This window comes from Prolinoborus fasciculus, from assembly GCF_056724605.1.
In genome coordinates this window covers 1-632 of the sequence record NZ_JBWZQN010000168.1, presented here as the reverse complement: position 1 = coordinate 632, position 632 = coordinate 1, and the positions used below count along the sequence as shown (strand labels likewise).

Here is a 632-nt window from a genome sequence, read left to right as displayed (position 1 = left end):
AAAATGTATATCGTTGGCAGAAGAAATTATTTAGACCAATTATCAAAAACTTCATTGATGACTTTATTCTCGATAAAAATCATCTGCTACCACAGAGAGTCTATAAATAACAGTGCGTAAGTCCTAGTATAGTAGTTCACTAAGTATGATTCATTTACTAAAGACTCATCTCGATAATGACGTACAAATTGGATCAACTCATTTAATCCTAACTGTTCAGTAATCTCAGCAACAAAGTTTGCATTAATATCTTGATGAGCTGGATGACTGTTATCAGGTTTAAAAGTGATTAATTTTTGAATCACACATCTAAATTTGTTATCTCCTTGCTCATGAACTGACAAGATAACCCGTGCATCTTTTCGTTTTATTCTTCCCTGATAATCTCTTTCGGGATTTATAAATTTCTCACGTAAAATCACCTTTCCTTCAACCAAAACAAACTTTATAGGAAAAGGCTCTTCAGTACCCTTTTCTTCTTCCAAATCCATTTCTTGTTGTGACTTTGAACCGTACCGGGTTTATCGGAGACTTTTTTATTTAAGTTAGGCCACCTGACCTAACGGATTAATCTTATCATAGTACATTGCTTCAAACTCAAAAGGCGATACATAACCCAGTGCACTGTGTAC

At 34.2% G+C, this 632-nt stretch carries 1 protein-coding gene and 1 pseudogene; one reads left to right on the top strand and one right to left on the bottom strand.

Annotation, left to right across the window (positions count from 1 at the left end; translation table 11 throughout):
- Nucleotides 1-110, top strand: a pseudogene (locus AC1P5O_RS16770) (IS701 family transposase); the annotation flags it as partial.
- On the opposite strand, the gene AC1P5O_RS16765 reads toward AC1P5O_RS16770, so the two are convergent.
- Nucleotides 87-491: a hypothetical protein gene (locus tag AC1P5O_RS16765; protein ID WP_499006432.1), complete on the bottom strand. Its 405-nt coding sequence runs from the start codon at nt 489-491 to the stop codon at nt 87-89. The pseudogene AC1P5O_RS16770 and the gene AC1P5O_RS16765 sit on opposite strands and share 24 nt — an antisense overlap.
- Nucleotides 492-632 lie beyond the last annotated feature (141 nt).